This is a genomic window from Ancylobacter sp. (genome assembly GCF_965279025.1).
Lineage (GTDB): Bacteria > Pseudomonadota > Alphaproteobacteria > Rhizobiales > Xanthobacteraceae > Ancylobacter.
In genome coordinates, this window is the sequence record NZ_OZ257132.1 from 2,848,045 (window position 1) to 2,873,336 (window position 25,292).

A 25,292-nucleotide genomic window follows, 5' to 3' on the forward strand; every position below is an offset into this window, starting at 1 on the left:
CAAAACACAATGCCCCCCTCACGTTGCAATGAGCAGTTCCAAAACTCAACTTTTCGCTGAGGTGGCCGGCGGAACCGGATGAAGACAACATACACAGACCCCCCCTTCGGTGCAACGCCATCGGCGCCGCAGGAGAGGCACCGCAGTGCCGCAGAGGGCTGATTCGGCCGCCCAAAAAAGAGCCATCAGTCGGCAAATCTCTGAGTCGCTTGCAAGATTCGCGGAGGCAAATTGGCGGGTCTTTCCTCAGCTAAATTTACGTGGCGGAGGGTGGGGGGCAGCTCGCAGCCTCCGATTCGAGGAGGGGTGCCGCGCATGGGTCATAAGTCCATGATTTATAACCCGTAATTCTGAGCGATGGTTCTTCAAATTGCTTCCAGAATCGAGCTTTTTGCGCTGCTCCGGGAGCGGGAGAGGAGTCAAGGGCGAACCGCCGCGCCAACCGATCGGTTCGGCCTGGGGTGCGCCTCTGTGACACTTGTGCAACGCAGTCAGGAGAGGCGTGCCACCCGGCGCGGACAGGGTTCGTCCATCACCGGGATCGGCGCCCGGGATCTGTGGCCGAAAACGCGAAAAGCCCGGCGCGAGGCCGGGCTTGACGTAACCTTTGGTTGTGCGGCCTGCTTGCGGGCAAGCGGCCTGATCAGGCGCTGAGCTTGGCCAGGCGCTGCGCCAGGCGCGAAACCTTGCGCGAGGCGGTGTTCTTGGGCAGCACGCCCTTCTGGGCGGCGCGCATGATCTCCGGCTCGGCGGTCTTGAAGGCCGCGCCCGCCGCGTCCTTGTCGCCGGAAGCGAGAGCTTCCTCTACCTTGCGCACAAAGGTGCGCATCCGCGAACGGCGGTTCTTGTTGACCTCGGTCCGGCGCTCAATCTTGCGAGCCGCCTTTTTGGCGGAGGGCGTATTGGCCATCGGCCATCCTCTTCATCTTCGCAAGGACGCCGCGTGCCGCGCCTTGCCGAAATGTCGGTTGCAAATGATTAAACGGAGCAGACCCCGAAGGAGCTCCGCGTGAGTGGCGGGCTTATAGTCGGGGGGCGCCGCCGCGTCAATATGCAAGGCGCGGGCAGCGGCGGCGGCAAGGGTTAATTGTTGGTGAACGAGGCTCCGCGCTTGTCGGAAAAGGCCGCCATGCCTTCCTTCTGGTCGGCCGTGGCGAACAGCGCCTGGAAGAGGCGGCGTTCGAATCGGATGCCTTCGGACAGTGAGGATTCGAAGGCGCGGTTCACGCTCTCCTTCGTCATCATCACCGAGGCCAGCGACAGGCCGGCGATGGTGTCGGCGACCTTCATCGCCTCGTCCTTCAGCTCGGCCAGCGGCACGACGCGCGAGACCAGCCCGTAGCGGTCGGCCTCCTCGGCGGTGAGGGTGCGGCCGGTGAGGCACATCTCCATCGCCTTGGCCTTGCCGACGGCGCGGGTGAGGCGCTGCGAGCCGCCGGCGCCCGGCATGATGCCGAGCTGGATCTCCGGCTGGCCGAAGCGCGCATTGTCGGCGGCGAGGATGATGTCGCACATCATGGCGATCTCGCAGCCCCCGCCCAGCGCATAACCGGCGACGGCCGCGACCACCGGTTTGCGGCAGCGCGACAGCCGCTCCCACGAGGTGATGAAGTCGTCCACATAGGTCGCGGGAAAGCTAAGTGCCTGCATTTCCTTGATGTCTGCTCCTGCGGCGAAGGCGCGGTCGGAGCCGGTGAGGACGATGCAGCCGATGGCGGAATCCTGCTCGAAGCCGTCCAGCGCCCGGCCGAGCTCGGCGATCAGCGCGGCGTTCAGGGCGTTCAGGGCCTTGGGGCGGTTGAGGGTTATGACCCCCACGCGCCCCTGGGTGTCGACGAGGATGGTGTCGTAGGACATGGCGCGTCTCCTAGCTCTGGCAGGCGGCACAATAGAAGGTGGAGCGCCCGCTTTGCACAAGCCGGGCGATGGTGCCCCGGCAGCCGGGGGTCGAGCAGTCACCGCCCTCGCGGCCATAGACCCGGAACGTGTGCTGGAAATAGCCGAGCGTGCCGTCGACCTGGGCATGGTCGCGCAGGGTGGAGCCGCCGGCGGCGATGGCCTCCTCCAGCACCTGCCGGATGGTCTCGACGAGGTGGACGATGAGTGCAGTGGGACCGCCAGTGGGGGTGGTGAGGGTGAAGGCGCCGCGTTCGGGCGACAGGCCGGCGCGGTGGAGCGCCTCGCACACATAGATATTGCCGAGCCCGGCGACGACCTTCTGGTCGAGCAGCGCCGCCTTCAGCGGCACCCGCCGCCCGGCAAAGGCGCGGGCGAGGTGGGCGGCATCGAAATCGGCACCCAACGGCTCCGGCCCGATGTCGCGGAACAGCGGGTGCGCCTCCAGCCCGTTTCGCGGCACCAGCAGCATGGCCCCGAAGCGGCGGGGGTCGTTATAGACGACCTCATGGCCGCCCTCCATGCGCAAGACCACATGGTCGTGCGCGGCAAGGCGCGAGCGCGGCATCACGAAGTCGCCCGGGATGTCCGGCACGCCGCCATCGGGCTCGATGCGGAAGGAGCCGGACATGCCGAGATGCATCACCAGCACCTCGTCGCTGCCGCTCGAGTCCGGGCCGATGTCGGCCACGAGATATTTGGCGCGGCGGTCGAGCCGGCGCAGCGTCCTGCCGGTCAGCCGCTCGGCGAAGCGCTCGGGCAGCGGCCAGCGCAGATCCGGCCGCCGGGCGACGGCGGCGAGGATGCGGCGGCCTTCCATGACCGGGGCGAGGCCGCGGCGGACGGTTTCGACTTCGGGCAGCTCGGGCATCGAAGGATAGGTCCCGCAGGGGTGGCTCAGGCCACCATATGGTGCGCCCGCAGGAACGTCGCGAGTTCGGCGGCACGGGTAAAAAGGTGGGCGCGCAGGCCGGCTTCAAGGGCGCCCGCGACATTGGCCGGCTTGTCGTCGATCATCACCGCATCCTGCGGCGCGACGCCGTAGAGCGCGGCGAGACCTTTATAGACGGCAGGGGTCGGCTTCTTCGCCCCGAACTCGCAGGCGACATGCATGGCCGGCCCGAACAGCGCCCGCAGTTCCGGCACCAGCACGTCGAAATGCTCGCGCATGATATGGCCGTTATTGGTCAGCAGCGCGATGCGCGCCCGGGCGCTCACCTGCGGCACGAGCGCGAGAACGTCCGGGTCCAGCGTCATGGCGAGCGCGCGGGTGCGCTGCCAGTCGGCGCGGCCGAAGGGCACGCCGAGCGCTTTCGCTATGGCTTCGAGATAGGTGTCGGGGGAGAGATGGCCGAGATCGGAGGCATCCTCGATGCCGCTGTCCCAGATCAGCCGCGCGACATCGTCGGCGGAGAGCCCGGCCATGGCGCCGATGGCGGTGCGGCGCGCGGCGACGTCATAGCGCAGCAGCACATCGTCCATGTCGAAGATGACAAGGCGGGGCGGGGTGGTCGGTTCAGCGGGGGCCGTCACCGCCGCCGCCTCACGGAAGCGCGTCGTAGCCCTGGCCGAACCCGTTGAGATTGAGCGGGATGCCGATGCCCTCATCCGGCTCGGGCGTTTCGCGAATGACGAAGATGGCCTTCTTGCCGTTGCGCAGGCGCTCCATCAGCTTGGCGTCCATCTCCACCTCGGCCACGCAGCCATTGGGCACGCAGCGCACGAAGCCGACGCTGCCCACCGGGGTGTCGTCGATGATGAGGCCGAGGCCGGACGGCAGCAGCACGCCGAGCGGCGCCAGGATACGCAGCAGGGACTTGCCGCTGTCGCGCATCTTGAGCACGATGGCGGTGAGGCCGACATTCGGCCGGTCGTCGGCCTGCACGCTCTGGAGCAGCACGCATTGCTCGGATTGGGCGCCCGGCGGCGTGTCGCACCGGATCTGCCATTCGCCATGGACGGAGCGCACGACGCCCTGCGCCGCCGCCCCGTGAACGGTGGCGAACAGCGCCGCGGCGGCGATGGCCGCGACAATGGCTGAACGGAGGGCCGCGAAGCCGGGCATGGCTGTCTCCAGAAAAGTGTCGTTCGCTATGTCTTCTAAAGAATCGGCGGCGGGGGACAAGGCGAATCGTGCATCTTCCCCGTTTCGGCCGCTCTCGGGCAGGCAGCGGTAGAAGCCCGAGCGTGATGTCAAGAATGCGGCAATCCACCGCCCCTTGGAGATAGAACGGTTCCAGGCACCCGACGTCATGTCGCAGGAGGGGAGCCCTGTTGTCGCGTTGCCCACGTGTCCTTTTTGTGTTTGATGAGGATCAAATGTCGCCGTCCTGGCACGCGATCGCTGTCGCTTTGTCCGGGTCGCGGGGAAGCTGATGGGAGTGACGTTCGCGATGAATTCGTGGATCCGCAATGCTGCGCGCACGGCCGCCGGCCTTGCCGGTGGGGTGTTCGGCATGCTGGCGCTGGCTGGTACCGGGGCCGCACTGGCGGGAACCGGCCAGCCCTCGCCCTGGCAGATCGATCTTCAGGGTGCCGCCTCTCCGGTGATGGAGAGCATGCATTCGTTCCACTTCTTCCTTCTGGTGATCATCATCGCAGTGGTGCTGCTGGTGCTGGCGCTGCTGGTCGTGGTGATCGTGCGCTTCAACGAGAAGGCCAACCCGGTGCCGTCACGCACGACGCACCACACGCTGATCGAAGTGGCGTGGACCGTCGTGCCGGTGCTCATCCTGGTGGCGATCGCCATCCCCTCGTTCCGGCTGCTGTTCCACCAGCTGGACCTGCCGCAGGCCGACCTCACCGTGAAGGTGACGGGCCACCAGTGGTACTGGTCCTACGAATATCCCGACAACGGCGCCTTCAGCTTCGACAGCCTGATGGTCGCGGAAGCGGACCTCAAGCCCGGCCAGCCGCGCCTGCTTGCCGTCGACAACGAGGTTGTCGTGCCGGTGAACAAGATCGTGCGCATCCAGGTCACCGCCGCCGACGTCATCCACTCCTTCGCCCTGCCGTCCTTCGGCGTGAAGATCGACGCCCTGCCGGGCCGCCTGAACGAGAGCTGGTTCCAGGCGACCAAGGAAGGCGTGTTCTACGGCCAGTGCTCCGAGCTCTGCGGCAAGGACCATGCCTTCATGCCGATCGCCATCCGGGTGGTGAGCGAGGAAGAGTTCGCCGGCTGGGTCGAGAAGGCGAAGCAGGAATTCGCGGCAACGGAAGCACCGGCGCGTGTTGCGCAGGGCGACGTGCCGGGCGTTTCCGCTCGCTGAGTGCCGTTTCGGCGAATTGAAGTTGCGAAGCGCCCGAAAGGGCGCGAATGAGGGACGGTTCCATGGCATACGCAGCCGGTCACGCGGGCGACCCGACGGGTTGGAAGCGCTGGGTCTATTCGACCAACAACAAGGACATCGGCGTGATGTACCTGATCTTCGCGATCATCGCGGGGATCGTGGGCGGCGCACTGTCCATCGGCATCCGCATGGAGCTGCAGGAACCGGGGATGCAGATCTTCTCCGATCCGCAGACCTTCAACGTGTTCACCACCGGCCACGGCCTCATCATGATCTTCTTCATGGTGATGCCGGCGATGATCGGCGGCTACGGCAACTACTTCATCCCGCTGATGATCGGCGCGCCAGACACCGCCTTCCCGCGCATCAACAACGTCGCCTTCTGGCTCCTGCCGCCCGCCTTCGCGCTAGCGCTGCTGTCGCTGTTCGTCGAGGGCGCGCCCGGCACCAACGGCTTCGGCGGCGGCTGGACGATCTATCCCCCGCTCTCCTCCAAGCTGGGCCATCCCGGCCCGGCCATGGACCTGCTGATCCTGTCGCTGCATATCGCCGGTGCTTCGTCGGTGCTCGGCGCGATCAACCTCATCACCACCATCCTCAACATGCGCGCCCCCGGCATGACGCTGCACAAGATGCCGCTCTTCGCCTGGTCGCAGCTGGTGACCGCGTTCCTGCTGCTGCTGTCGCTGCCGGTGCTGGCGGGCGCCATCACCATGCTGCTGACGGACCGCAATTTCGGCACCACCTTCTTCGATCCGGCCGGCGGCGGCGACCCGATCCTGTTCCAGCACCTGTTCTGGTTCTTCGGCCACCCGGAAGTGTACATCCTCATCCTGCCGGGCTTCGGCATCGTCTCGCACATCGTCTCGACCTTCTCGCGCAAGCCGGTGTTCGGCTATCTCGGCATGGCCTATGCGATGGTGGCGATCGGCGTCGTCGGCTTCGTCGTGTGGGCGCACCACATGTACACGGTCGGTCTTTCGTCCTCGACGCAGGCTTATTTCGTCGCCGCGACAATGATCATCGCCGTGCCGACAGGGGTGAAGATCTTCTCCTGGATCGCGACCATGTGGGGCGGCTCGATCTCCATGCGGGTGCCGATGCTGTGGGCGATCGGCTTCATCTTCCTGTTCACGGTCGGCGGCGTCACCGGCGTCGTGCTGTCCAATGCCGGCATCGACCGCGCGCTGCACGACACCTATTACGTGGTGGCGCACTTCCACTACGTGCTGTCGCTGGGCGCGGTGTTCGCCATCTTCGCCGGCTGGTACTACTGGGCGCCGAAGATGTTCGGCTACATGTACAGCGAGACGATCGGCAAGATCCATTTCTGGATGACCTTCGTCGGCGTCAACCTGGTGTTCTTCCCCCAGCACTTCCTCGGCCTCGCCGGCATGCCGCGCCGCTATGCGGACTATCCGGACGCCTTCGCCGGCTGGAACTTCGTCTCCTCGATCGGCTCCTACATCTCCGGCTTCGCCGTGCTGGTGTTCCTGTTCGGCATCTACCGCATGTTCGCGGCCAAGGTGCCGGCTGGCGCCAATCCGTGGGGCGAGGGCGCGACCACGCTGGAATGGACGCTGAGCTCGCCGCCGCCCTACCACCATTTCGACGTGCTGCCGAAGATCAAGTGATCGGCCGCACAGCTTGAGAAAGCCCGGCGCGGTTCTCCGCGCCGGTCGCGCAAGGGGCGGGGAAAACCCCGCCCGTTCTGCCGGCAGATGTTCCGCCCCGTTGCGGACCTGCCGCGAGATGAGCGTCGCCCCATGGCGGCGCCGGAGTGAATGAATGAGCGACGTCGCCTCGCGCGAATATGAACTGACACCCGGCGGCGAGCCGCGCGCGCTCGATGCGCCGTCCTATGCCTCGGTGGCGGATTATGTCGCGCTGCTGAAGCCGCGGGTCATGTCGCTGGTGATCTTCACCGCGCTGGTCGGCATCGTCCGGGCGCCGGGCGAGGTGCACCCGCTGATCGCCTTCACCGCACTGCTGTGCATCGCCATCGGCGCCGGCGCCTCCGGCGCGCTCAACATGTGGTGGGACGCCGATATCGACGCGGTGATGACCCGCACCCGCCGCCGCCCGATCCCCGCCGGCCATGTCACGCCCGGCGAGGCGCTGGCCTTCGGCATGACGCTGGCGGTCGGCTCGGTGCTGGTGCTCGGCCTGCTGGTCAACGAACTCTCCGCCGCGCTGCTGGCCTTCACCATCTTCTTCTACGCCGTCATCTACACGATGTGGCTCAAGCGCTGGACGCCGCAGAACATCGTCATCGGCGGCGCTGCCGGCGCGTTCCCGCCCATGGTTGGCTGGGCTGCGGCCTCCGGCGGCATCGGGCTGGAAAGCGTGCTGCTGTTCCTCATCATCTTCTTCTGGACGCCGCCGCATTTCTGGGCGCTGGCGCTCTACAAGTCCGACGATTATGCCCGCGCCGGCGTGCCCATGCTGCCGGTCGTCTCCGGCACCGCCGAGACCCGCCGCCAGATCCTGCTCTACACGCTGCTGCTGGTGCCGCTGGCCATGTCGCCCTTCTTTCTGGGCATGGCGGGCCTCGCCTATGGCATCGTCTCGGGCATTTCCGGCGCGCTGATGCTGCTGCTGGCGGTGCAGGTGTATCGCCGCCGCGAGGGCGCGCCGGCCGAGCTGGCGGCCCGCCGGCTGTTCGGCTTCTCGATCCTTTTTCTTTTCCTGCTCTTCGCGGTCCTCCTCGTGGAGGCGGTCGCGCCGGCCTGGTTCGGGCTGTGAGCGCATGCTGGCAGGTGCTGGAATGACCGACGACAACAAGATGCCGGGCCTCGAGCCCGAAGGCGTGGTGCTGACAGAGGAGCAGAAGCGCCGCCGGCGCGCGCGCTCCGTCGCCATCGCGCTGGTGCTCGCAGCGCTATGCGTGCTGTTCTACGCCGTCACCATCGTCAAGCTCGGCCCCGCCGTGCTGATCCGGCCGCTGTGAGGGTGCAATGGCAGCAGGACGCGAAGACCCGGTAGGAGCCCGCGGCGCGGCAGAAGGCCCGGAGCGTCGCCGCTCCCGCAGCCACCGCGTGGTGGCGCTGAGCTGCGCCGCCTTCGTCGCCACCATGGTCGGTGCCGCCTATGCCGCCGTGCCGCTCTACCAGATGTTCTGCCAGGTCACCGGCTTCGGCGGCGCCACCCGCGTGGCGGGCGCGGCGCCTACCGCCCCGCTGGAGCGCACGGTGGAAGTGCGGTTCGACGCCAATATCTCGCCGGGCCTCGACTGGAGCTTCGAGCCGGAGGCGCGCTCCGTCACCGTGCGGGTCGGCGAGACCAAGCTGGCCTTCTACCGCGCCCATAACCGCAGCTCGCAGCCGGTGACGGCGTCGGCGACTTACAACGTCACCCCCGCCCAGTCGGGCTATCATTTCGCGAAGATGCAGTGCTTCTGCTTCACTGACCAGACGCTGCAGCCTGGCGAGACGCTCGATATGCCCGTCGTCTTCTTCGTCGATCCCGCCTTTGCCGAGGATCCGGAGATGAAGGGCGTGAAGACCATCACCCTTTCCTATACCTTCTTCCCCAAGGCGACCCCGCTCGCCGCCGGCAAGACGAAGGACGGGAAAGCGCCCCTGTGAAGGGGGCGGAACGCCACATTGCGGCCGCGCCGACGGCCCGCTAGAGAAGCAGACGGAACGGAGAGCGCGACCCATGGCTGACGCCCACGCCAAGCATCACGACTACCACCTCGTCGACCCGAGCCCGTGGCCGTTCGTCATCTCGATCTTCGCCTTCATCCTGGCGGTGGGCGCCGTGTTCTGGATGCATGGCCAGCTCACCTCGCTGGTCATGATCGCGGGCTTCATCGGCGTCGTCTACACGATGATCGTGTGGTGGCGGGACATCATCCGCGAGGCGGAGCACGAGCACGCGCACACCCCGGTGGTGCAGTTGCATCTGCGCTACGGCATGATCCTGTTCATTGCCTCCGAAGTGATGTTCTTCGTGGCGTGGTTCTGGGCCTTCTTCGATGCCTCGCTCTTCGTCGGCGAGGAGATCAATTACGCCCGCGCCGAGGTCACCGGCGGTCACTGGCCGCCGACCGGGATCGAGACCTTCGACCCCTGGCACCTGCCGCTGCTGAACACGCTGATCCTGCTGACCTCCGGCACGACGCTCACCTGGGCGCATCACGCGCTGGTGCATGGTGACCGGCAGAGCGCCAAGTGGGGCCTGTGGCTCACGGTCGGCCTTGGCGTGCTGTTCTCGATGCTGCAGGGCTTCGAGTACAGCCATGCCGAGTTCGCCTTCTCGGGCAACATCTACGGCGCCACCTTCTTCATGGCGACCGGCTTCCACGGTTTCCACGTCATCGTCGGCACCATCTTCCTCGCCGTGTGCCTGGGCCGCCTCTATGCCGGCCACTTCACCCCGACGCACCATTTCGGCTTCGAAGCGGCGGCGTGGTACTGGCACTTCGTCGACGTGGTGTGGCTGTTCCTCTTCACCTTCATCTATGTGTGGGGCAGTGCCGGCGCGGCGCACTGACGTCATCGCTAAAGTCAGGCGGGGGGCGGCTTAAGGCCGCCCTTTTCGTTTGGCGCGCGATTGCGGCTGGTGCCGCCCGGCCGATAGGGAGTAGAAGCCGCGCATGGACCTTCAGCCTTTCCATAGCGATGTTTCGCCCTACACGGCGGGCCTGACCTGCCGCTGCCCGCGCTGCGGGCGTGGCCGCCTGTTCACGGGTTTCCTCACCGTGGCGCCCGCCTGCACGCAGTGCGGGCTCGACTACAGCTTCGATGATTCCGGCGACGGTCCGGTGGTGTTCATCATCCTCGCCGCCGGTGCGCTGGTGGTCGGCCTTGCCCTGTGGGTGGAACTCACCTGGCAGCCACCCTTCTGGGTGCATGCCCTGCTGTGGACGCCGCTGGTCCTCATCTCGACGCTCGGCCTGCTGCGGCCGCTGAAGGCGACGCTGATCGCCCTGCAATATTCCAAGCGCGCGCAGGAAGGCCGTCTCGACAAGGGGGATGCGTGAGCCTCACCACGTCATCCTGGCGCAGGCTGCTGCCGGTGGCGCTCACGACGCTGGTGGCGTTCGGCGTTCTCGTCGGCCTCGGCGTCTGGCAGCTGGAGCGCCTCGCCTGGAAGCAGTCGCTCATCGCGCAGGTGCAGGCTCGCGTGCATCAGGCACCGGTGGATCTGCCGCCGGAAACCAACTGGAGCGAGATCGACTTTGCCCGCGACGAATATCGCCACGTCACCGCGCAGGGCCGCTTCCGCCATGATCTCGAAGTGCAGGTCTACGCCTTGGTGGACCAGGAGCCGGACGGTTTCGGCGGCCCCGGCTATTGGGTGGTGACGCCGCTCGGGCTGGGCGACGGGTCGTTCGTGCTGGTCAATCGCGGTTTCGTGCCGCTCGATCGCAAGGCGCCGTCGACGCGGCTGGAAGGGCAGGTCGACGGCCTCGTGACCGTTACCGGCCTGCTGCGCCTGCCGGAAGAGGCGACGGCGTTCACCCCGGCCAATGATCCTGCCGGCGACAACTGGTATGTGCGGGACCCGGAGGCGATTGCCAGCGCCAAGGAACTGGTGCGCGTTGCCCCCTTCCTCATAGACGCGGATGCGAGCCCCAACGCCGGCGGTCTGCCGCGCGGCGGGCTCACCCGGATCGCGTTTCCCAACCGGCACCTTGAATACGCCCTGACCTGGTTCGGCCTCGCGGCTTCGCTGCTCGGCGTGTTCGCCGCCTATGCCTGGGGCCGGGTGCGGCGCCGCTGAGCGGGGCGGGATCGCCGAGGTGTTGTCTTCGTTGGGTCCCGGATCGGCGCTCCGCCTACGGCGTCACGTATCCGGAAGACGGGAGCGCCTCGCCGCGCCCCCCGGCCGTTGCTCTCAACCTTGCGCCCGTCCTTTCGGCCCCGTGCTTGCGCCCGGCGGCCCCCACCACTAGGTTGCGGCCACTTTCTCCAGCGGAGGCGCGCGTGCGCTATATCTCGACCCGCGGCGAAGCCCCCGTGCTCGCCTTCTCCGACGCCCTGCTCGCCGGCCTCGCGCGCGACGGCGGTCTTTACGTGCCCGAAATCTTTCCGGTGCTCGCCCCGCCGGAGATCGCGGCGCTGGCCGGGCGCTCCTATGCCGAGGTCGCGGGGCGGGTGATCGCGCCCTTCGTCGATCCCGTCTTCGCGCCGGATGTGCTGAAGCCGATGCTGGAGGAGGCCTATGCGAGCTTCCGCCACCCGGCCACGACGCCGCTGGTGCAGATCGCCCCCAACCGCTTCGTGCTGGAGCTGTTCCACGGCCCGACGCTCGCCTTCAAGGACGTGGCGATGCAGTTGCTGGGCCGGATGATGGACCATGTGCTCACCGTCCGCGACCAGCGCGCCACCATCGTCGGCGCCACCTCCGGCGACACCGGCAGCGCCGCCATCGAGGCATTCCGGGGCAGCGCGCGCACCGACGTGTTCATCCTCTACCCCGCCGGCCGCGTCTCCGAAGTACAGCGCCGGCAGATGACCGGCGTGCCGGACGCCAATGTCCACGCCATCGCCATCGAGGGCACGTTCGACGACTGCCAGGCGCATGTGAAGGCGCTGTTCAACAATCTCGGCTTCCGCGACCGGCTGCATCTCGCCGGCGTCAACTCGATCAACTGGGCCCGCATCGTCGCGCAGGTGGTGTATTATTTCGTCGCCGGCGCCGCGCTGGGCTCGCCGCACCGCAAGATGTCGTTCGTGGTGCCGACCGGCAATTTCGGCGACGTGCTCGCCGGCTATGTCGCCAAGCGCATGGGCCTGCCGATCGACCGGCTGGTGGTGGCGACCAATGTGAACGACATCCTTGCCCGCACCCTGACCAGCGGGCGCTACGAGGTGACCGGCGTGGTGCCCTCGTCCTCGCCCTCCATGGACATCCAGGTGTCGTCGAATTTCGAACGCGTGCTGTTCGAGGCGCTGGACCGCGATGCGGGCGCGCTGCGCGGGCTGATGGCGTCGCTGGGGCAGTCGGGCGCGTTCTCGCCGCCGAGTTCGGCGATGAAGGCGATCCACGCCGATTTCGACGCCGGCCGCACCGACGAGGCGCAGACCGTCGAGACCATCGCCCGGGTGCGGGCGGAGACCGGCTATCTGCTCGACCCGCACACGGCGGTCGCGGTCTCGGTGGCCGAGCGCATCGCGCATGATCGCCATGTGCCGCAGGTGGTGCTCGCCACCGCCCATCCCGCCAAGTTCCCCGACGCGGTGGCGCGGGCCTGCGGCGAGCGCCCGGCGCTGCCGCCGCACCTCGCCGACCTGATGGACCGCCCGGAGCGCACGCCGACATTGCCCAACGACATCACCGCCATCGAAGCCTATATCGCCCGGCACGCCCGGGCCTCGGAGAGTGCCGCGTGAGCAAGGACTTCCCCGCCGGACCGCGCATCACCACGCTCGACAACGGCGTCACCGTCGTTACCGATTCCATGCCGCATCTGGCGACCACCTCGCTCGGCATCTGGGTGGGCTCCGGCTCGCGCGACGAGGAAGCGGACGAGCACGGCATCTCGCATCTGCTGGAGCACATGGCGTTCAAGGGCACGCGCCGCCGCTCGGCGCGGGGCATTGCCGAGGAGATCGAGGCGGTCGGCGGCGACATCAACGCCGCGACCAGCGTCGAGCACACCTCCTACAATGCCCGCGTGCTGGGCGAGGACATGCCGCTGGCGCTCGACGTGCTGTCCGACATCCTCGCCGCACCGGCCTTCGACCCGGAGGAACTGGCGCGCGAGCACAATGTGATCGAGCAGGAGATCGGCGCCGCGCTCGACACGCCCGACGACCTGGTGTTCGACCTGTTCCAGGAGCGGGCCTTTCCCGGCCAGCCCATCGGCCGCTCCATCCTCGGCACGCCGGAAAGCGTGCGCTCCTTCGGCCCGGACCGGCTGCGCACCTATCTCGCGCGCAATTACCGCGCGCCGAAGATGATCGTCGCGGCGGCGGGGGCGGTCGAGCATGAGGCGCTAGTGGCGGAAGCGGCGCAGCGTTTCGCGAGCTTCGCCCCCGAGGACAAGCCGGCCGTGGTGCCGGCGCGCTACGAGGGCGGCGTCGAGATCGGCGGCGGGCGCGATCTGGAGCAGGCGCACCTGCTGATCGGCCTTCCCGGCCTTTCCTATCGCGATCCGGGCATCCACGCGCTGCAGGTGTTCACCAATATTCTGGGCGGGGGCATGTCGTCGCGGCTGTTCCAGGAGGTCCGCGAGGCGCGGGGCCTGTGCTACGCGGTGTATTCCTTCCACTGGGGTTATGCCGATACCGGCCTGTTCGGCGTCTATGCCGGCACCGATGGCGGCGATGTCAGCGAACTGGTCGACGTCGCCGTGGACCAGATACTGGCGACGATCGACACCATGACCGAGGCGGAGCTTGCGCGCTCGAAGGCGCAGGCCAAGGTCGGGCTGCTGGCGGCGCTGGAGAGTTCGGGCGCGCGGGCGGACCAGTTGGCGCGGCAGATGCTGGCTTTCGGGCGGCCGATCCCGCTCGAGGAGATCGTCGCCAAGGTGGAGGCCGTGACGCTGGACGATGCGCGGGCAGCCGGAAAGGCGCTTGTCGGGCGCGGACGGCCGACCTTTACGGCGCTCGGACCGGGAAAATCGCTTGAATCGGCGGCGCGCATCGCGGAACGTCTCAGCGCGGCATAATCCGCCGGCCCGGCAGCGACCATGGCTCTGTTTCGTACGGTTTCCTGGCATGAGCCTCCGATGCTCGTCGAAGGCGAGACCGTGCTGCTGCGCATGCCGCAAATGGCGGATTTCGCCGCGTGGTCGGCGTTGCGCGAGCGCAGCCGCGAGTTTCTCGTCCCCTGGGAACCGATCTGGCCGGTGCATGATCTCACGCGCGGCTCGTTCCGGCGCCGGATGCGGCGCTATCTGCGCGACGTGCGCGAGGATGCGGCCTACCCGTTTCTCGTCATCCGGCGGGCCGACAGGGCGCTGCTCGGCGGGGTGTCGCTCTCCAATGTGCGCCGTGGCGTGACCCAGACGGCAAGCCTGGGCTACTGGATGGGCGCGCCTTTTGCCGGACGAGGCTATATGAGCGCCGCCGTCCGCACCTTGCTGCCCTTCGCCCACACTACGCTGGGCCTGCGCCGTATCGAGGCGGCCTGCCTGCCCAACAACGCGCCCTCGATGCGGCTTCTGGAGGGCGCGGGTTTCCACCGCGAAGGCTATGGCCGCGAATATCTCTGCATCAACGGCACCTGGCAGGACCATGTGCTCTATGCCCGGCTGGCCGGCGACCCGATTGCCCGATTGCCCGGTTTCGAGACGGCCAGTTTAGTGCCGTTCGAAAGTGGAAGAGAGATGAGCGGACCGCGCTAGTCTGGAACATCTCAAAGCTGTTGGCGTAAAGGCCAAGACGATTGCCTCACATGATCGGCAGATCGGCTTTTGCCGATTGACGGCCTGGCGGAATAGCGCGAAAACAGAAGACGAAGGCAGAATTTAGAATAATTCTAAACGCCTGAAAGCTACGGTTTCGCGCCGCGATGATCGTCTGTTCCTGCAATGTGCTTTCCGATCGCCAGATCCGCAGCGCGGTGACGGAGACGCAGGCGCCTGTCCGCACGGTGGGGCAGGTGTACCGGTGTCTCGGCTGCAGTGCCCAGTGCGGGCGCTGCGCGCGCACCATTCGCAAATTGCTGGACGACGTGAACGCGAGCGCCTGCTCGGCCTGCCCGTTGGAGTGCCCCGTTTCGGCACAGGCGCCGGGACAGCCCGCGCACCTGCACGGAGAGAACGGGCAGGCCGCGCACGCCCATGCCGCGCACACTCATGCCGCCCATACACATGCCACCCACTCCCATGCTGCGCGCCCTCATGGCGAGAACACCCACGCGCACGGGCGGCATGCGCATGGCGAGCATGCTCATGGCGAGCATGCTCATGGCGAGCACGCTCATTCGCGCCCCTCGCGCTCGCTGGGCCTTGCCGTCGCCGCCGAGTGACGCTGCCGCTGCGGTTGTTTTCCGACTCTGCATGGACCAACCCGCCAGCCCCGTCGCCGGCGATGGAAGCCGGCCGCCCGTGCATGGGCGAAACAGGTGAAAACCCTGCCCGGTCGACGGCAAGGGGCCACAGAACGGTTGCCTATTCATTAGAATTTTTCTAAACAGGTGGTGCAAGCTCGAAGAAGGAGAGGCGCCGCCATGAAGGGCGATTCAAAAGTCATCGAATATCTCAACCGCGGCGTTCGGTCTGAGCTCACCGCGATCAACCAGTACTGGCTGCATTACCGCATGCTGGACAATTGGGGCTTCAAGAAGCTCGCGGCCAAGTGGCGCGCCGAGTCGATCGAGGAAATGCAGCATGCCGACCGCTTCGTCGATCGCATCCTGTTCCTCGAAGGCCTGCCGAACCTGCAGGTGCTGGACCCGCTGCGCATCGGCCAGGACATCAAGGAAGTGATCGAGTGCGATCTCGCCGCCGAGATCGAGGCGCGGGCGCTCTACCAGGAGGCCGCAACCTATTGCGATTCCGTGCAGGACTATCCCAGCCGCGACCTGTTCAAGGAACTGATGGCGGATGAGGAAGGCCATATCGACTTCCTCGAAACCCAGCTCGACCTGATCGCCAATCTCGGCATCCAGCTCTACGCCCAGCACCATATTGGCGGGCTCGACTGAACGTTCCAGACATCATCGGCATGTTCGAAAAGGGGGCCGGTCGCGAGACCGGCCTTCGGCATTTCAGCCCGCCGCGTGCCGGGTTGGCCGTGCCCACCCCGCGCCGTTTCCCCAGCGGCCGGCTGGCTTGTCGCTCCAGTTTTTGATTAGACTTATTCCAAGCTATTGACGTCACTTAGCTTTTCGTTGACCGGCGGGCGTCCGTCGGATACCGCCTGCGGTAGACGTAAGGTCAACCATGCGATCGCCTGCTGATCGGCGATCCGCACGCAGGAGACGCCGATGCACGCCAAGCCCGTTCTCGCCCGCCTTGCGCTGGGGGGCTTCATCGCCGCCAGCCTGGCCTTCGCGCCGATGGCCGCGTCCGCCGAAGAGGTCGTCAACATCTACACGACCCGCGAGCCGGGCCTCGCCAAGCCGCTGTTCGATGCCTTCACCGAGAAGACCGGCGTCAAGGTGAACAGCGTGTTCGTGAAGGACGGCCTCGCCGAGCGCGTGAAGGCGGAGGGCGAGGGATCGCCGGCCGACCTGCTGATGACCGTGGATGTCGGCGCTCTGCTCGACCTGGTCGACCAGGGCGTGACCCAGCCGGTGACCTCGGACGTGCTGGCGAAGGCTATTCCGGCCAATCTGCGCGGCGCCAATGGCGACTGGTTCGCGCTCTCCGCCCGTGCCCGCGTCGCCTACACCTCGAAGGACCGGGTGAAGGCCACGGCGATCACCTATGAGGAGTTCGCCGATCCGAAGTTCAAGGGCGAGGTCTGCATCCGTTCGGGCAAGCACCCCTACAACACCGCGCTGATCGCCGCCTATATCGTCCATCACGGCGAGGCGAAGGCGGAGGAGTGGCTGAAGGGCGTGAAGGCCAACCTCGCCCGCAAGGCCGCCGGCGGCGACCGCGAAGTGGCGCGCGACATTCTCGGCGACATCTGCGATCTCGGCCTCGCCAATTCCTACTATGTCGGCCTGATGCGTTCCGGCAAGGGCGGCCCCGAGCAGGAAGAATGGGCGAAGGCGATCAATGTCGTGCTCCCCACCTTCGAGGGCGGCGGCACGCATGTGAACATCTCCGGCGCCAGCGTGGCCAAGAACGCGCCGAACAAGGGCAATGCCGTCAAGCTGCTGGAATATCTCGTCTCCCCGGAAGCGCAGGAACTCTACGCCAAGGGTAATTTCGAGTATCCCGTGGTGCCCGGCGCGCCGGTCGACCCGATCATCGCCGCCTTCGGCCCGCTGAAGGTCGATAATGTCGATCTGGTCGCGCTCGCCAAGGCCCGCAAGGCGGCGGCGGACCTCGCCGACAAGGTCGGCTTCGACAACTGATCCCCACGCGGCGGGGCGGCCATGCGGACGCCCTGCCATCCTCCGACACGTCTATCGATCCCGGGGTGCCCTGTGCCCCGGGACGTCTCGTGACATGAACGTGGCCATCACCGACGCCCATCGGACCGTTTCCGCCTCCGGCCATCCTCTGCTGAGGGCGGCAGCGGGGGCGGTCGTGCTTCTGGTGCTGCTGCCGCTGCTGGCGCTGGCCTGGACAGCGCTGCAGGGGTCGGGCGACCTCTGGCCGCATCTCATCGCCAACGTCATCCCGCATGCGCTCACCGAGACGACTCTGCTGGTCGCCGGCGTCGGCGTCTTCGTCGGCATTGTCGGCACCGTCACGGCGTGGCTGGTGGCGGTGTGCCGCTTTCCCGGGCGCGGCGTGTTCGAATGGGCGCTGCTGCTGCCGCTCGCCATCCCGACCTATATCCAGGCCTTCGTCTATGTCGACGCGGTGCACCCGCTCGGGCCGATCCCGACGCTGATCCGCAGCACGTTCGGCCTCCGCCCGCGCGATCTCTGGCTGCCGGAGGTGCGCTCGTTGCCGGGCTGCATCATCCTGCTCGGCCTGGTGCTCTACCCCTATGTCTACCTCTCGGCCCGCGCCGCCTTCCTGGTGCAGACCGCCTCGGTGCTCGACGCCGCCCGCACGCTGGGGGCGGGGGCGGGGGAGGCGTTCTTCCGCATCGCCCTGCCGCTCGCCCGCCCGGCCATCGCGGTGGGGGTGACACTGGCGCTGATGGAGACGGTGAACGACATCGGCGCCTCCGAATTCCTCGGCGTGCAGACCCTGACGCTGTCGATCTATTCCACCTGGCTGAACCGCTCCAGCCTGCCCGGCGCGGCGCAGATCGCGCTGTGCATGCTGGTCGTCATGTTCGCGCTGGTGATGCTGGAGCGCTGGGGGCGCCGCCATCTGAAGACCGGCAATATCGGCGACCGCGCCCGCCCGCCGGCGCGGCGCACGCTCAGCCCCGGTGCGGCCGTGCTCGCCTTCCTCGCCTGCCTGCTCCCCGTTCTGCTCGGCTTCATCCTGCCGGCGGGGCATCTCGCCCTCGCGGCGTGGAAGCGGGTGTCGTTCCATGGCGTCTCCGAGACGATCCTCGTCGAGACGGTGAACACCGCGCTGTTCGCCGCGCTCGGCACGGCGCTCGCCCTGCTGCTCGGCTTTGCCGTGGTGGTGGCGCTGCGCTCCGGGGCGCTGCGCTCCGGGCTGGCGCTGCGCCTCGCCGGGCTGGGCTATGCCGTCCCCGGCACGGTGCTGGCGGTGGGACTGCTGGTGCCGCTGGCCGGCTTCGACAATCTCGTCTCGGGCCTGAGCCAGCGCTTCACTGGAATCTCCACCGGCCTGCTGCTGTCCGGCTCCGGCGCGGCGCTGATCATCGCCTATGTCATCCGCTTCCTCGCCATCCCGGTCGGCGGGCTGGAGGCCGGCTATGGCAAGATCGGCACGACGCTGGACATGGCGGCGCGCAGCCTCGGCGAGAAGCCGGGCGGGGTGGTGCGGCTCATCCACCTGCCGATGCTGCGCCCCGCGCTGGGCACCGCCGCGCTGCTGGTGTTCGTCGACTGCATGAAGGAACTGCCGGCGACGCTGATGCTGCGCCCGCTGAACTTCGAGACGCTGGCAAGCCACGTCTATGCCGAGGCCGCGCGCGGCACCTATGAGGACGGCGCGCTGGCGGCGCTGCTCATCGTGCTGGTCGGCCTCGTGCCGGTGATCCTGCTGGCGCGGCTGAGCCGGCCAAGGCAGGGGTGAGGGTGTGCGTCCTTCGAGGCTCGGCGGTGCCGGGCGCAGCCCGGCCTCGAAGCACGTTGGCGCGCAGGGCCAAGATTTGGATCCCCGGGCCAAGCCCGGGGAAGACGGGAGGGCGTGACGTGCGCCCGCCACACCTCTACTCCGCCAGTTCGGGCCGGTTGCGGAAGAATTCCAGCGATTCCGGGTTGGCGAGCGCCTCGGTGTTCTTCACCGGGCGGCCATGCACCACGTCGCGCACCGCGAGTTCGGTGATCTTGCCCGAGCGGGTGCGCGGAATGTCGGCGACGGCGACGATGCGCGCCGGCACATGGCGCGGGCTGGCTCCCATGCGGATCTGGGTGCGGATGCGCCTGTCGAGTTCCGCGTCGAGTTCGACACCCGGCTTCAGCCGCACGAACAGCACCACGCGCACATCATTGTCCCACTCCTGGCCGATGGCGATGGCCTCGACGATTTCGGGGATCTGCTCGGCTTGCGCGTAAATCTCGGCGGTGCCGATGCGCACGCCCTGGGGGTTCAGCGTGGCGTCGGAACGGCCATGGATGATGAGCCCGCCATGCGCGGTCCACTCTGCGAAGTCGCCATGGCACCAGATGTTGGGAAAGCGCTCGAAATAGGCGGCGCGGTACTTGGCGCCTTCCGGGTCGTTCCAGAACATCACCGGCATGCAGGGAAAGGGCTTCGTGCAGACCAGTTCACCGCGCTCGCCGGTGACGGGCGTGCCCTCGTCCGACCACACCTCGATCGCCATGCCGAGGCCGGCCGCCTGGATCTCGCCCTTGTAGACCGGCGCGGTCGGGTCGCCGAGCACGAAGCAGGAGACGATATCGGTACCGCCGGAGATGGAGGCGAGGTGGAGGTCCGGCTTGATGGCCTCGTAGACATAGGCGAAATCCGCCGGCGCCAGCGGCGAGCCGGTCGAGGTCATCGCCCTGAGCGCCGACAGGTCGTGCGTCTCGCCGGGCCGCACGCCTTCCTTGCGCAGCGAATCGATGTATTTGGCCGAGGTGCCGAACAGCGCGAAACGTTCCTGCTGCGCGTAGTCCCACAATACGGAAGGCGCGGGCGCGAAGGGCGAGCCGTCGAACAGGCAGAGGGTCAGTTCGCTGGCAAGGCCGGTCACCAGCCAGTTCCACATCATCCAGCCGCAGGTGGTGAAGTAGAACAGCCGGTCGCCCGGCACGAGGTCGCATTGCAGCCGGTGTTCCTTGATGTGCTGGAGCAGCGTGCCACCGGCGCCGTGGACGATGCATTTCGGCACGCCTGTGGTGCCGGAGGAAAACAGGATGAAGGCCGGGTGGTTGAAGGGCAGCCGCTCGAAGGTGAGGGGGGCGGGCGCATAGGGGGCGATGAACGCGTCGAGCGTCACCCCGTTGGGCAGGCCGGCGGCCACCTCTTCCGCCCGGCCGAGATAGGGCACGATCACCGTGCGCGTCACGCTCGGCAGATGCGGAACGGCGGCACGCAGCTTCTCCGCGATAGCGACGGGCTTGCCATTGTACCAGTAGCCGTCGCAGGCGACGTAGACCTTGGGCTCGATCTGGCCGAAGCGGTCGAGAATGCCGCGTTCGCCGAAATCCGGCGAGCAGGAGGAGAACACCGCGCCGAGCGAGGAGGTCGCGAGCATCACGGCGATGGTTTCGGGCAGGTTCGGCAGCGTGGCCGCGACACGGTCGCCAACCCCGACGCCGGCCGCGCGCAGGGCCTGCTGCAGGCGCGAAACGAGATCGCAGAGTTCGCCGAAGCTGACATGGCGCTCGACCTTGTCCTCGCCGCGAAACACCAGTGCCAGGCTGGAGGGGTCGCGCGGGCGCAGCAGGTTCTCGGCGTAGTTCAGCCGGGCCTCGGGGAAGAACAGCGCGCCGGGCATCCGGTCGCCATCGACCAGCGAGGGGCCGGTGCGCGTGCCGATCACCTCGCCGAGGTCCCAGATCTCCTCCCAGAAGGCGGCGGGGTGGGCGATGGACCACGCATGGAGTGCGCGGTAATCGGCGAGCGCGGTGCCGTGGCGGGCATTCACCCGCGCAATGAACGCGGCGATCTGCGTGCCCGCAACCCGTTCAGGACTGGGCCTCCAAAGCGGTTCCGCGCCGGCACCCTGCAAACCCGCCTCGCCCAGACCCGTCCCGCCCATTGGCTCCGTCCCCTTGCCGGTCTCGTCCCGTCACCGCGTTGCTTCGCAGTGCAGCAGTCATAGCGCCGGGCGGTTCTCCTGTCAGGCCATCAAACAGACACAGACGGCCAACATGTTGCGGCAACTTTGGTACGGCACCCGCGCTCGATCGTGCCTGTTGGGCGCGCCTTTGCTTGCGCGGCTTCGCACCTGTGCGGTAGCGAGTGCCGGGAGCATGACGACGCAATGAAGAAGTTCCTTCCCTTCCTCCTTTTGCCGCTCGCCGGGGCGCTGGCTGCCGCCGTTCTGGCGCCGAAGCTCGCCTCCGAGGAGCGGCTGCGGGACGAGGCCGTGGCGATGATCGCGGCGGCGACGCACCACCCGCCGGTGATCGGCAGCGTGACCTTCTCGGTGCTGCCCTGGCCGGCGCTGACTATCGAGCGGATGAGCATCGACGACCCGCGTGCGCGCCTCGACGTGACGTCGGCGCGCGTGGTGCTCGACGTGCTGCCGCTGCTGACCGGGCGGGCGCGGGCGGACTACATCGAACTCACCGATGCCAGCCTGACCCTGACCGATCCCGGCGATGGCCTCGCGGCGCTGGGCGGCTTTGTGGCGGCGCTCGGCACGGCGGAGACGCGCGGCGATCTCGTCGTGACCAATGGCAGCCTCAGGATCACTCGCGGCGGCGTCGCGGAGGTGCTGATCCCGCAGGCCGACCTTGCCATCGACTGGCGCGGCGGGCACAGCGTCAGGGCGGCCGGCAAAGCGGTCTGGCGCGGCGAGCCGGTCGATATCGACGCCAGCCTGACCGGGCTCGATGCGCTCGCCACGGGCGGCGCGGGCGGGCTGAACCTGTCGCTGTCCGGCGCGCCGGCGGCGCTGTCCTTCAGCGGCGGCGCGCGCATCGCCGGCGGCCCGGTCGTGACCGGCAGCCTGACCGCGAGCGCGCGCGAGCTGCGCGGCGCACTGGAATGGCTGGGCATGGAGGCGCCGACCGAACGCGGCTTCGGCGCTTTCGAGCTGCGGGCGGTGGCGTTGCTCTCGGCGCAGGGCGCGGTGCTGAACCAGGCGCGGATCGACCTCGATGGCAATTCCGGCATGGGCGCCTTCAATCTGCGGATCGATGGCGAGCGGGCGATGCTGCAGGGCTCGCTGGCCAGCGAATCGGTGGACCTCACGCCCTATGGCGAGCTGACCTTCTCCAATCCCCATGACGGGACATGGAGCCGCGACGACATCGATCTCAGTCGCACCCGGGCGCTCGATGTCGACCTGCGGCTCTCTGCCGGCAAGGTGCGCTTCGGCGGCGCCGAGCTCCAGCGCATGGCGGCCAGCGCCACCGCGAAGGGCGGGCGCCTCTCGCTCACCATCGGCGAGGCGGAGGCGTGGGGCGGCATTTTCCGGGCCTCGGCACAGCTGGCCCCGCGCGATGCCGGGCCCGGCGTGAACATGCGCGTGGACCTCTCCGGCGACGATGTGGCGCTGCGGCGGTCGCTGGGCCAGCTGTTCGACTTCCAGCAGTTGCAGGGCACCGGATCGTTCCGGCTTTCGGCGGCGGGAGGGGGCGCGAGCATCCTCGATATCGCGCAGAATCTGAGCGGCGCCTTCACCCTCAGCGGCGAGAAGGGCGCGCTGGTCGGCATCGACGTCGGGCGCATCCTCACGCGGCTGGAAAAGCGGCCGCTGTCCGGCGGCGGCGACCTGCGCGGCGGGCGCACGCCCTATGCCGACATCGTCGTCGACGCCAGCATCCGAGGGGGGGTGGTGAAGCTCGACCGTCTCGATCTCACCAGCGACACGCTGCATGTGGCGCTGGCCGGCGAAAGCTCCGTCGCGCTGCGTGCCCTCGATTTCAGCGGGGTGGCTCAGCTGGTGCGGGCGGCGCCGGCCATGGCGACCCGGGCAAACGGCGCCGCTGCGGCCGCCGTGCTGCCGGCCGCCAGCCCGGGCGGGGTCGCGGCGCCGGTTGGCGCGACCACCGCGAACGACGGCGCCACGCCCGCCAAGCCGACGGAAGTGGCGTTCGAGCTGCCCTTCATCGTGCGCGGCGACTGGCAGCGGCCGATCGTGCTGCCCGATCCGCAGGCGCTTATCCGCCGGTCGGGCGCGGGGCGGGCGCTGCTCGGCGGCTCGGAGAAGCTGGACGTCTCCGCGCCGGCCCCCTGACACCCGCCATCAGGGACGGCGCGGCGGCTTGCCCTTCGGCTTCTTGAAGTCCGGCTTGTTGAAATCCGGCTTCTTGAAGTCCGATTTCTTGCCGTCCGGCTTTTTAAAGTCAGGCTTGGCGCCCTCGAAGCGTTTTCCCTCGAACGTCTTGCCTTCCTTCCGGCCCTCCGGCCGGGGTTTCGGCTTGCCGTCGAACCCCGGCGGGCGAGGGCTCGTCGCCGGCTTTTCGCCGTCGGTCCTGGCCAATGGGTCCCATTCGCGGGGCTTCTCGAACCCGCCCTTGCGGTGCGGGGTCTTCTCCCGCTGGGGCATGGCGCGGTCCGGCCTGCCCTCGGCCGGGCCTGCCGATGAGGGCTCGTATCGCGGCTTGCGCTCCCGGAAGGGCGCCTCGTGCGGAGGCTTCTCGGAGGCCGGCTTGTCATAGACCGGCTTCTCATAGGCCGGCTTGGCATGCGGCGCCCTGTCCGGCTGGGGCCTGTCGCGCATCGGCCTGCCGGCGGGCGGACGCGTGGAGCGCCCCTCCGGCGGACCGCCGGGCAGCGGCTCGATCACGACGTCGCCGCCTTCGATCTTGCGCACCGATTTGGCGAAGCGGTCGGCGGCGGCGAGGCTGACCTCGAAGGCGGTCTCCTCGTCGAGGATACGGATGACGCCGATCTCCTTGCGCGTCACGTTTCCGCGCCGGCAGATGAGCGGCAGCAGCCATTTCGGGTCGGCATTGCTGCGGCGGCCGACATTGAGACGGAACCAGGCGCTGCCGGCGCCCGCCCCGCCGCCGAATTCGCGGTCGGCGGCACGGTCGCGCACGGCGCCGCCGCGCGGCTCGCCGGGGTCGGCGACTTCCTCCGGGGCCGGCAGGCCGGCGCGGTAGAGCCGCACCAGCGCGGCGGCGAGGTGCTCGGGCGGATGGGCGGCGAGCAGGGTGCCGCCGGCGGCAAGGTCTTCCTCGTTGGGCTCGTCGGTCAGCACCGCGTCGCGCAGCATGCGCTCATGGTCGAGCTTGCGGATTTCCTCGGAGGTCGGCGGCCCCGACCAGGCGGGGGCGATGCCCAGCCCGCGCATCATGTCCTCGACGCGGCGACGCCGGAACGGCGGCACCAGCAGCACGCTCACGCCCTTGCGCCCCGCCCGCCCGGTGCGGCCGCTGCGGTGCTGCAGGCTTTCCGTGTCGTTGGGCAGGTCGGCGTGGATGACGAGGCCGAGATTGGGCAGATCGATGCCGCGCGCGGCGACATCGGTGGCGACGCAGACCCGCGCCCGCCCGTCGCGCAGCGCCTGCAGCGCGTGGTTGCGGTCGTTCTGGCTCAGTTCGCCGGAAAGCGCGACGGCGGAAAACTGCCGCTCCTGCAGCATGGCGTGCAGGCGGCGCACCGCCTCGCGGGTGTTGCAGAACACGATGGCGCTCGGGGTGTCGTAGAAGCGCAGCACGTTCACCACCGCATGATCGACCTCGGTCGGGGCGACGCGGATGGTGCGGTATTCGATATCGGCGTGGCCGCCCTCGGCGCTCGCCACCTCGATGCGCAGCGCGTCGCGCTGGTAACGCTTGGCAAGCGCGGTGATGCCGCGCGGCATGGTGGCGGAGAACAGCAGGCTGCGCCGCTCCGGCGGGGTGGCGTCGAGGATGAATTCGAGGTCCTCGCGGAAGCCGAGATCGAGCATCTCGTCGGCTTCGTCGAGCACCGCGACCGTCAGCGCCGACAGGTCGAGCCGGCCGCGCTCCAGATGGTCGCGCAGGCGCCCGGGCGTGCCGACGACGATGTGCGCGCCCTGGTTCAGCAGGCGCTGCTCCTGTCGCGGGTCCATGCCGCCGACGCAGGAGACGATGCGCGCGCCGGTGGCGGCATAGAGCCAGACGAATTCCCGCTGCACCTGCAGCGCCAGCTCGCGCGTCGGCGCCACCACCAGCGCGAGCGGCGCCCCGGCGGGCGCAAAGCGCTCTTCCACGCCGAGCAGCGTCTCGGCCATGGCGAGGCCATAGGCGACGGTCTTGCCCGAGCCCGTCTGGGCCGAGACGAGGAGGTCGCGCGAGGACGCCTCGGGCGCCAGCACGGCGAGTTGCACCGGCGTCGGGTTGTTGTAGTCCCGCTCGGCCAGCGCGCGGGCAAGCGCCGGGTTGGTTGTCATGAAGGGC

The 25,292-nt window shown here is 68.3% G+C and carries 23 protein-coding genes; 16 read left to right on the forward strand and 7 right to left on the reverse strand.

The genetic code is table 11. The features are described 5' to 3' along the window. Positions 1–643 precede the first annotated feature (643 nt). The 5 genes from rpsT to ACQY76_RS13050 all read right to left on the reverse strand — a co-directional run bounded on the left by rpsT (position 644) and on the right by ACQY76_RS13050 (position 3,961). The gene (gene rpsT / locus ACQY76_RS13030; RefSeq protein WP_131834407.1) at positions 644–910 is read right to left on the reverse strand and encodes a 30S ribosomal protein S20; all 267 of its coding nucleotides are present in this window, start codon (positions 908–910) and stop codon (positions 644–646) included. A gap of 173 nt (positions 911–1,083) precedes the next feature. Next, entirely contained in the window at positions 1,084–1,857 is a 774-nt protein-coding gene (locus tag ACQY76_RS13035; RefSeq protein ID WP_428029163.1) for an enoyl-CoA hydratase, read from the reverse strand. A gap of 10 nt (positions 1,858–1,867) precedes the next feature. Next, positions 1,868–2,767 carry a bifunctional DNA-formamidopyrimidine glycosylase/DNA-(apurinic or apyrimidinic site) lyase gene (mutM, locus tag ACQY76_RS13040; RefSeq protein ID WP_428029164.1) on the reverse strand — a complete coding sequence of 300 codons (900 nt, stop codon included), beginning with the start codon at positions 2,765–2,767 and terminating at the stop codon, positions 1,868–1,870. A gap of 26 nt (positions 2,768–2,793) precedes the next feature. Next, on the reverse strand, positions 2,794–3,429 hold the full coding sequence (locus ACQY76_RS13045) for an HAD family hydrolase (RefSeq protein WP_428029165.1): 636 nt from the start codon (positions 3,427–3,429) through the stop codon (positions 2,794–2,796). Positions 3,430–3,439: 10 nt separating this feature from the next. Next, positions 3,440–3,961, reverse strand: coding sequence for an invasion associated locus B family protein (locus ACQY76_RS13050; protein WP_428029166.1), 522 nt, complete (start codon positions 3,959–3,961; stop codon positions 3,440–3,442). Positions 3,962–4,271: 310 nt separating this feature from the next. Here ACQY76_RS13050 and coxB point away from each other — a divergent pair, with 310 nt between their 5' ends. From coxB to ACQY76_RS13125, 15 genes are all read left to right on the forward strand, one after another. Continuing rightward, positions 4,272–5,165 carry a cytochrome c oxidase subunit II gene (coxB, locus tag ACQY76_RS13055; RefSeq protein ID WP_428029167.1) on the forward strand — a complete coding sequence of 298 codons (894 nt, stop codon included), beginning with the start codon at positions 4,272–4,274 and terminating at the stop codon, positions 5,163–5,165. Between the two features lie 62 nt (positions 5,166–5,227). Further along, a complete protein-coding gene (gene ctaD, locus ACQY76_RS13060) occupies positions 5,228–6,820 on the forward strand; it encodes a cytochrome c oxidase subunit I (RefSeq protein ID WP_428029168.1) in 1,593 nt (530 codons plus the stop codon). Between the two features lie 154 nt (positions 6,821–6,974). Further along, the gene (locus tag ACQY76_RS13065) at positions 6,975–7,931 is read left to right on the forward strand and encodes a heme o synthase (RefSeq protein ID WP_428029169.1); all 957 of its coding nucleotides are present in this window, start codon (positions 6,975–6,977) and stop codon (positions 7,929–7,931) included. Positions 7,932–7,953: 22 nt separating this feature from the next. Beyond that, the gene (locus ACQY76_RS13070; protein ID WP_428029170.1) at positions 7,954–8,136 is read left to right on the forward strand and encodes a hypothetical protein; all 183 of its coding nucleotides are present in this window, start codon (positions 7,954–7,956) and stop codon (positions 8,134–8,136) included. 7 nt (positions 8,137–8,143) lie between these two features. After that, complete coding sequence (locus ACQY76_RS13075) at positions 8,144–8,773, forward strand: cytochrome c oxidase assembly protein (RefSeq protein WP_428029171.1); 630 nt, start codon at positions 8,144–8,146, stop codon at positions 8,771–8,773. Positions 8,774–8,846: 73 nt separating this feature from the next. Further along, a complete protein-coding gene (locus ACQY76_RS13080) occupies positions 8,847–9,683 on the forward strand; it encodes a cytochrome c oxidase subunit 3 (RefSeq protein WP_428029172.1) in 837 nt (278 codons plus the stop codon). A 103-nt stretch (positions 9,684–9,786) separates the two neighbouring features. Continuing rightward, positions 9,787–10,173: a DUF983 domain-containing protein gene (locus ACQY76_RS13085; protein ID WP_428029173.1), complete on the forward strand. Its 387-nt coding sequence runs from the start codon at positions 9,787–9,789 to the stop codon at positions 10,171–10,173. After that, positions 10,170–10,916, forward strand: a complete 747-nt coding sequence (locus ACQY76_RS13090; RefSeq protein ID WP_428029174.1) for an SURF1 family protein — start codon at positions 10,170–10,172, stop codon at positions 10,914–10,916. Before ACQY76_RS13085 ends, ACQY76_RS13090 begins: the two co-directional genes overlap by 4 nt. 203 nt (positions 10,917–11,119) lie before the next feature. Further along, on the forward strand, positions 11,120–12,529 hold the full coding sequence (gene thrC / locus ACQY76_RS13095; RefSeq protein WP_428029175.1) for a threonine synthase: 1,410 nt from the start codon (positions 11,120–11,122) through the stop codon (positions 12,527–12,529). Positions 12,530–12,597: 68 nt separating this feature from the next. Next, on the forward strand, positions 12,598–13,812 hold the full coding sequence (locus ACQY76_RS13100; RefSeq protein WP_428033008.1) for a M16 family metallopeptidase: 1,215 nt from the start codon (positions 12,598–12,600) through the stop codon (positions 13,810–13,812). A 21-nt stretch (positions 13,813–13,833) separates the two neighbouring features. Next, positions 13,834–14,490 carry a GNAT family N-acetyltransferase gene (locus ACQY76_RS13105; protein WP_428029176.1) on the forward strand — a complete coding sequence of 219 codons (657 nt, stop codon included), beginning with the start codon at positions 13,834–13,836 and terminating at the stop codon, positions 14,488–14,490. 167 nt (positions 14,491–14,657) lie between these two features. Further along, positions 14,658–15,116: a (2Fe-2S)-binding protein gene (locus ACQY76_RS13110; protein WP_428029177.1), complete on the forward strand. Its 459-nt coding sequence runs from the start codon at positions 14,658–14,660 to the stop codon at positions 15,114–15,116. Positions 15,117–15,317: 201 nt separating this feature from the next. Further along, positions 15,318–15,794, forward strand: a complete 477-nt coding sequence (gene bfr / locus ACQY76_RS13115) for a bacterioferritin (RefSeq protein ID WP_428029178.1) — start codon at positions 15,318–15,320, stop codon at positions 15,792–15,794. A gap of 282 nt (positions 15,795–16,076) precedes the next feature. Beyond that, entirely contained in the window at positions 16,077–17,117 is a 1,041-nt protein-coding gene (locus ACQY76_RS13120; RefSeq protein WP_428029179.1) for an extracellular solute-binding protein, read from the forward strand. Positions 17,118–17,211: 94 nt separating this feature from the next. Then, on the forward strand, positions 17,212–18,876 hold the full coding sequence (locus ACQY76_RS13125; protein WP_428029180.1) for an ABC transporter permease: 1,665 nt from the start codon (positions 17,212–17,214) through the stop codon (positions 18,874–18,876). Between the two features lie 136 nt (positions 18,877–19,012). On the opposite strand, the gene ACQY76_RS13130 is transcribed toward ACQY76_RS13125, so the two are convergent. Beyond that, on the reverse strand, positions 19,013–21,010 hold the full coding sequence (locus ACQY76_RS13130; protein ID WP_428029181.1) for an acetoacetate--CoA ligase: 1,998 nt from the start codon (positions 21,008–21,010) through the stop codon (positions 19,013–19,015). Positions 21,011–21,235: 225 nt separating this feature from the next. Here ACQY76_RS13130 and ACQY76_RS13135 point away from each other — a divergent pair, with 225 nt between their 5' ends. Next, the gene (locus ACQY76_RS13135; RefSeq protein ID WP_428029182.1) at positions 21,236–23,158 is read left to right on the forward strand and encodes an AsmA family protein; all 1,923 of its coding nucleotides are present in this window, start codon (positions 21,236–21,238) and stop codon (positions 23,156–23,158) included. 9 nt (positions 23,159–23,167) lie between these two features. Here the strand turns inward: ACQY76_RS13135 and ACQY76_RS13140 are convergent, their stop codons facing one another. Next, positions 23,168–25,285, reverse strand: a complete 2,118-nt coding sequence (locus ACQY76_RS13140; RefSeq protein WP_428033009.1) for a DEAD/DEAH box helicase — start codon at positions 25,283–25,285, stop codon at positions 23,168–23,170. Between the last annotated feature and the right edge of the window lie 7 nt (positions 25,286–25,292).

Excerpts from the sequence above, each read along its gene's own strand:
- ACQY76_RS13065 (WP_428029169.1), top strand. The coding sequence starts at position 6,975 with ATGAGCGACGTCGCCTCGCGCGAATATGAACTGACACCCGGCGGCGAG.
- ACQY76_RS13130 (WP_428029181.1), bottom strand. The coding sequence starts at position 21,010 with ATGGGCGGGACGGGTCTGGGCGAGGCGGGTTTGCAGGGTGCCGGCGCG.
- ACQY76_RS13135 (WP_428029182.1), top strand. The coding sequence starts at position 21,236 with ATGAAGAAGTTCCTTCCCTTCCTCCTTTTGCCGCTCGCCGGGGCGCTG.
- ACQY76_RS13050 (WP_428029166.1), bottom strand. The coding sequence starts at position 3,961 with ATGCCCGGCTTCGCGGCCCTCCGTTCAGCCATTGTCGCGGCCATCGCC.
- ctaD (WP_428029168.1), top strand. The coding sequence starts at position 5,228 with ATGGCATACGCAGCCGGTCACGCGGGCGACCCGACGGGTTGGAAGCGC.
- ACQY76_RS13085 (WP_428029173.1), top strand. The coding sequence starts at position 9,787 with ATGGACCTTCAGCCTTTCCATAGCGATGTTTCGCCCTACACGGCGGGC.
- ACQY76_RS13100 (WP_428033008.1), top strand. The coding sequence starts at position 12,598 with ATGCCGCATCTGGCGACCACCTCGCTCGGCATCTGGGTGGGCTCCGGC.
- ACQY76_RS13075 (WP_428029171.1), top strand. The coding sequence starts at position 8,144 with ATGGCAGCAGGACGCGAAGACCCGGTAGGAGCCCGCGGCGCGGCAGAA.
- ACQY76_RS13140 (WP_428033009.1), bottom strand. The coding sequence starts at position 25,285 with ATGACAACCAACCCGGCGCTTGCCCGCGCGCTGGCCGAGCGGGACTAC.
- ACQY76_RS13110 (WP_428029177.1), top strand. The coding sequence starts at position 14,658 with ATGATCGTCTGTTCCTGCAATGTGCTTTCCGATCGCCAGATCCGCAGC.
- ACQY76_RS13105 (WP_428029176.1), top strand. The coding sequence starts at position 13,834 with ATGGCTCTGTTTCGTACGGTTTCCTGGCATGAGCCTCCGATGCTCGTC.
- ACQY76_RS13125 (WP_428029180.1), top strand. The coding sequence starts at position 17,212 with ATGAACGTGGCCATCACCGACGCCCATCGGACCGTTTCCGCCTCCGGC.
- ACQY76_RS13070 (WP_428029170.1), top strand. The coding sequence starts at position 7,954 with ATGACCGACGACAACAAGATGCCGGGCCTCGAGCCCGAAGGCGTGGTG.
- coxB (WP_428029167.1), top strand. The coding sequence starts at position 4,272 with ATGGGAGTGACGTTCGCGATGAATTCGTGGATCCGCAATGCTGCGCGC.
- bfr (WP_428029178.1), top strand. The coding sequence starts at position 15,318 with ATGAAGGGCGATTCAAAAGTCATCGAATATCTCAACCGCGGCGTTCGG.
- rpsT (WP_131834407.1), bottom strand. The coding sequence starts at position 910 with ATGGCCAATACGCCCTCCGCCAAAAAGGCGGCTCGCAAGATTGAGCGC.
- ACQY76_RS13120 (WP_428029179.1), top strand. The coding sequence starts at position 16,077 with ATGCACGCCAAGCCCGTTCTCGCCCGCCTTGCGCTGGGGGGCTTCATC.
- mutM (WP_428029164.1), bottom strand. The coding sequence starts at position 2,767 with ATGCCCGAGCTGCCCGAAGTCGAAACCGTCCGCCGCGGCCTCGCCCCG.
- ACQY76_RS13035 (WP_428029163.1), bottom strand. The coding sequence starts at position 1,857 with ATGTCCTACGACACCATCCTCGTCGACACCCAGGGGCGCGTGGGGGTC.
- ACQY76_RS13080 (WP_428029172.1), top strand. The coding sequence starts at position 8,847 with ATGGCTGACGCCCACGCCAAGCATCACGACTACCACCTCGTCGACCCG.